The sequence below is a fragment of the Inquilinus sp. genome, assembly GCF_057815775.1.
The window spans coordinates 1-4767 of sequence record NZ_JBYRFX010000888.1; the positions used below are offsets into that span (position 1 = coordinate 1).

General features: G+C 68.8%; 4 protein-coding genes. 2 read left to right on the forward strand and 2 right to left on the reverse strand.

Going from position 1 to position 4767, the window contains the following annotated elements:
* Positions 1-3 precede the first annotated feature (3 nt).
* Positions 4-939, reverse strand: coding sequence for a substrate-binding domain-containing protein (locus AC3XYG_RS31820; protein WP_489143898.1), 936 nt, complete (start codon positions 937-939; stop codon positions 4-6).
* Between the two features lie 298 nt (positions 940-1237).
* Between AC3XYG_RS31820 and AC3XYG_RS31825 the strand changes: the two genes are divergently transcribed.
* Positions 1238-2449: an ROK family protein gene (locus AC3XYG_RS31825; protein ID WP_489143899.1), complete on the forward strand. Its 1212-nt coding sequence runs from the start codon at positions 1238-1240 to the stop codon at positions 2447-2449.
* A 116-nt stretch (positions 2450-2565) separates the two neighbouring features.
* Positions 2566-3480, forward strand: coding sequence for a hypothetical protein (locus AC3XYG_RS31830; RefSeq protein ID WP_489143900.1), 915 nt, complete (start codon positions 2566-2568; stop codon positions 3478-3480).
* Here AC3XYG_RS31830 and dapA read toward each other — a convergent pair.
* Positions 3477-4364 carry a 4-hydroxy-tetrahydrodipicolinate synthase gene (dapA, locus tag AC3XYG_RS31835; protein ID WP_489143901.1) on the reverse strand — a complete coding sequence of 296 codons (888 nt, stop codon included), beginning with the start codon at positions 4362-4364 and terminating at the stop codon, positions 3477-3479. The genes AC3XYG_RS31830 and dapA overlap by 4 nt on opposite strands.
* Positions 4365-4767: the final 403 nt, after the last annotated feature.

Below are 4767 nucleotides of genomic sequence, written 5' to 3' on the forward strand. Positions count from 1 at the left end.
CGATCAGCCCCAGCAGTTCTTCTCTCCGAATTCCAGATCCTTCGAGTCAAGCCCGGGCAGGGGCTTGCCGGTGATCAGGAACGAGCCGGTGTTGACGAAGCCATTCGGCTTCGCGCCGGTCTTGGCGTATTCGGCCACGGCGTCGACGCCCATCTGCGCCATCTTGTAGGGGAACTGCATCACCGTGGCGGCGACACGCCCGTCCTTGACGTATTTGACGCCCAGGCAGCCGCCGTCGATCGAGGTGATGACGATGTCGTCGGTCTTGCCGGCCGCCTTGACCGCGGCATAGGCGCCCTGGGCGGCGGGTTCGTTGATGGTGTAGACGACGTTGATGTCGGGATGGGCCGACAGCAGGTTCTCCATCGCCGTCTGGCCCTTGTCCTGGGCGCCGTTGGTGTTCTGCTTGCCGACGATGACGGCGTCGCCCTCGGCGATGCCGAAGCCCTTGAGGAAGCCGTCATGGCGGAAGGTGTCGACCGTGCCGCCCGGCGTGCCGTCCAGCATCGCCAGCTTCGGCGCCCGGTCGCCCAGGGCCTTGCGGGCATACTGGCCCTGCTGCACCCCGGCCTGGAAATTGTCGGTGGCATAAGTGGCGTCGACCGCATCCGCCGGGTCGGTCGCGGTATCAAGCGCGATCACCAGGATGCCGGCGTCGCGCGCCTTCTTGACCGCGCCCAGCACGCCGCTGGAGTTGTTCGGGGTGATCAGGATGCCCTTGGCGCCGGCGCTGATCAGGTCCTCGATCGCGGCCACCTGGCCCTCATTGTCGCCGTCGAACTTGCCGGCGCGGGCGATCAGCTTCAGCCCTTTCGCCTTGGCTTCGGCTTCGGCGGCCTGGCGCATCTTGACGAAGAACGGGTTGACCTCGGTCTTGGTGACGAGGCCGACGATGGCCTCCTGCGCCAGGGCGGCGGTGCTGCCGCCGGCCAGGGCCAAGGCGATGGCGCCGGCGGCGACCAGGCCGGCGAGGCGGCGGCCAAACGGCGTCGCGGATCTCTAAGAAAACGCAACCACGGGCGTGAGCGATCGGATCATCGCGGTTTCCTCCTGTTTGCGGGTCGCCGCTTCTGCGGCGCCGACCCTGCTCATTGGCCGGACGGCTGTCCGACATCCCGACGATAAATCCGACTTTTGCTCGGAGTCAATCCGATCATCTGGATCTTTTGAATGAAAACGATCATTAATGGCGTGGGCCGCACGTAGCCTTCGCCGGTGCGGCCTGCTAGGAAGCGCCATGCGACAGCCAGCCCCCGAGATCCATGCCCTGGGCACCGCCGGTGCCGGCCATGTGCTGTCGCTGATCCTGTCCGGCCAAGCCCGGTCGCGGGCCGATCTCGCCCGAATCTCCGACCTGTCGCGCGCCACCATCGCCCAGCGCCTGGGCGTGCTGTTCGATGCCGGGCTGTTGCATGAGACGGCGGAGACCCAGGCCAGCGGCGGCCGGCCGGCGCGGGTGCTGAAGCTGAACGAAGGCTTCGGAATCGTGCTGGTGGCGGACGTCGGCGAGACACGCATCCGGGTCGCGGCCACCGATCTGGGCCCGACCGTGCTGGCCGAACGGCTGGGCGACCTCGAGGTCGGCCGCGGGCCGCTGTCGATCCTGACCTGGATCGCCGAACAGTTCCGCGCTTTGCTGGCGGAGATCGGCCGGCCGGCGCGCGACGTGCTGGGCATTGGCCTCAGCCTGCCGGCCCCGGTCGACTATGGCGCCGGCCGGGTGGTCGGCCCTTCGGTCATGACCGGCTGGGACGATTTCGACATTCCCGGCTGGTTCGCCGGCGAATACGACGTGCCGGTCTTCGCCGAGAACGACGTCCGGCTGCGCACTCTGGCCGAACACCGCCAGTTCTGGCCGGATGAGGGTCAGCTGGTGTTCATCAAGGCCGGCACCGGCATCGGCAGCGGCATCGTCACCGATGGCCGGATGCATCGCGGCGCCCGCGGGGCGGCGGGCGATGTCGGCCATATCCAGCTGCGCGATGCCGAGGCGCCGCTGTGCCGCTGCGGCAAGCTGGGCTGCGTCGAGGCCTATGCCGCCGGCTGGGCCATCGCCCGCGACCTGCGCGCCCGCGGCTTTGAGGCCCGGGATGCGCGCGACGTGCTGGCCCTGGTCGAGCGCAACCGGCCGGAGGCGATCAGCCTGGTGCGCCAGGCGGGCAGGGTGCTGGGTGAGGTCGCGGCTGATGTGGTCAGCGTGCTGAACCCCAGCGTCATCGTCATCGGTGGTACCCTGTCCCGAGCGGGGGAGCACCTGCTGGCCGGCGTGCGCGAGATCGTCTACCAGCGCTGCCTGCCGCTGGCGACGCGCGACCTGCGCATCGTCGCCGCCCGCTCTGGCGAAACCGCCGGGCTGCTCGGCGCCGCCCGGCTGGTGATCGACGCCCAACTGCAGCCGCACGCGGTCGACCGGCTGATCGCCCGGCCGGGGCCAGGACAAGCCAGCTAGGCCTCAGCGAAGCACCGCGGCGGCGATGGCCGCGCCACCCGTCTTTCGCCGCTGATCTGCCGCAGTATCGCCTTCCTGGGACGGTAGGAAATCACTGCATCTGCAAAGGATAGCCCGTGATCCGGACGCTCTACGAGGACGAGGAATTCACGCTTCGGCCCGCCTCATTCCGCTGGCGTGGCACGGAATACGATCTTCAGTCCGTATCGTCCGTCGTGCTCAAGGTTCCCTATGTCCAACTCGTCAACGTCGCCAGCACGCTCGGGCTGATCGCGTCAGTCGGCCTGGTCGGCGTGCTCGGCTCCCGTGGCATCATGGGGCTGATCGGCCTGTTCGTCGTGGTGCGCCTGTGGTCCTTATTTCGGCGGCAGTCGCTTGTCGTCAGCTTTGCATCCAGGCGGCCCCTGTTCCTGCGGTCACCCGATACCGGCTACCTCCGAAACATCGGCGGCATGATCGAGGCTGCGCGGCTGGATGTTCAGGCGCAGGTGCGTCCCATCCCGGGGCTGGATGATGAACCGAGCCGGTCCTTCGGAGCTTCTTCGCCGCCAGCGCCTGCCCGCAGCCGGAGCTTTGCCTACGACCCGCAGGCTCCGCTTCTCATCCTCGCCGTGGCTGTCTGCCTGGCAAGCGCGGCCTTCATGGCCGGGATCGCGGGGTCCAATGACACAGGCCTCATCATAAGCGGGCTTATCAAGCTCGACGTCGCATCGGCCACGCTATTCGAGGGCCTGATGGCAGCGCTCTGCCTGGGCGGGGCGGTGCTCGCGATCGTGGCTCTCATCGCCAGGCTTCGGGGCCTGAAGGCCGTTTCTCTGTCGTCCGAGGCCCTCTCCGCCCCGGGTCGATTTCTGAGTGAGGAGATGACGGTGCCGATCAACGCCATCACGTCGCTGTCCATCGAAGGGAGCCGCGGGCGCGCCATTCTGAATGTCCACCACCAAGGCGGGAAAATCCTGCTTGCCGCCAATCGTTTCGCGAGCAAACAGGACTTCGAGACCTTCGTGCAGGCCTTGCGGGCCGCGATCTAGACCCTGGCCGGCCGGCGGCGGTCGATCTCGCGGTCGAGACGGGCGGCGAGGGCGTTGCTGACCCCGGTCATCGGCAGGCGCAGCTCCGGGCTGTCGATCAGGCCAGTGCGCCACAGCCAATGCTTGATCGGCGCCGGGCTCGGCTCGGCGAACAGCAGCCGCGGCAGCTCGGACAGGTCCCGCCAGGCGGCAAGGGCGCCCGGCTGGTCGCCGGCCAGCAGCAGGGCGCGGATCGCTGCGAAAGCCGCGGTCTCGACATGGGCCGAGGCCAGGATGCCGCCATCGGCGCCCTGGGTCAGGGCGGTGTAGAACAGCGCGTCCTCGCCGGTCAGCACCGAGAAGCCGGCCGGCCGGTCGCGCAGCAGTTCGAAGGACTGCCGGGCGTCGGCGCAGCAATCCTTGACCCCGACGATGTTCGGCCGTTCGGCCAGGCGCCGCATGGCCTCGTTGCCCAGATTGACGCCGGTCCGGTAGGGGATGTTGTAGATCAGGATCGGCCGGTCCGTCGCGTCGGCCAGGGCCGAGAAGTGGCCGACCAGGCCTTCCTGCGATGGGCGGACATAATATGGGCAGGCGATCAGGTATCCGTCGACCGGCCAGCCGGCGGTGCTGGGCAGCTCCTTGACCAGCTTGCGCGTGTCGCTGCCGGACAGGCCGAGAATAAGCGGCAGCCGGCATTCTTCCGCCGCGATCGCGACCACGCGCGCGGTCTCCCCGGCGTCGAGCGTCATGCCTTCGCCGGTGGTGGCGGCGAGGATCAGCCCGTCGACCGGGCCGGCGGCATAATGCCGGACCAGCCGGCGCAGTGACGCTTCGTCCAGGGCGCCGTCGCGGAACGGGGTGATCAGCGGCAGCCAGAGGCCAGTGGGGGCGGAAAGGGGCATCGTTCGTCTCCTGGGGTACAGGGCCGGAGACGGGGATGGCGCAGAAACGACAAGACCCCGTCCGAACCGGCGGGGTCTGGTGGATCCTGAAGCGCGCGGCGGGTTACCGCGGGCAGTGATCTCCGGTCCCCGCAAGCGGGGCTTTTTTGGCTTTCGCGAACAGGGAGCGGCCGGAGGTCATGGCCGGACAGTCGCCCGCCGCCCGCGGGATTGTCAAGCGGGCCTTCCCTGGCGCGGCCACACGGCGCGGCCGCCGCTTCGCCTGACATTTCGTCGCTGCCGCGGCCCGGGCGGCGCTTTGCCATAGCCACCAATCGCGCCGCTGTGCAGTCTCTGCTGGAGAATCCCGGCCCCGAGCGCCGATGCGGGCGTGACGGGGCGTGTCCGAAAGGAGCGATCGTGA

Excerpts from the sequence above, each read along its gene's own strand:
- AC3XYG_RS31825 (WP_489143899.1), top strand. The coding sequence starts at position 1,238 with ATGCGACAGCCAGCCCCCGAGATCCATGCCCTGGGCACCGCCGGTGCC.
- dapA (WP_489143901.1), bottom strand. The coding sequence starts at position 4,364 with ATGCCCCTTTCCGCCCCCACTGGCCTCTGGCTGCCGCTGATCACCCCG.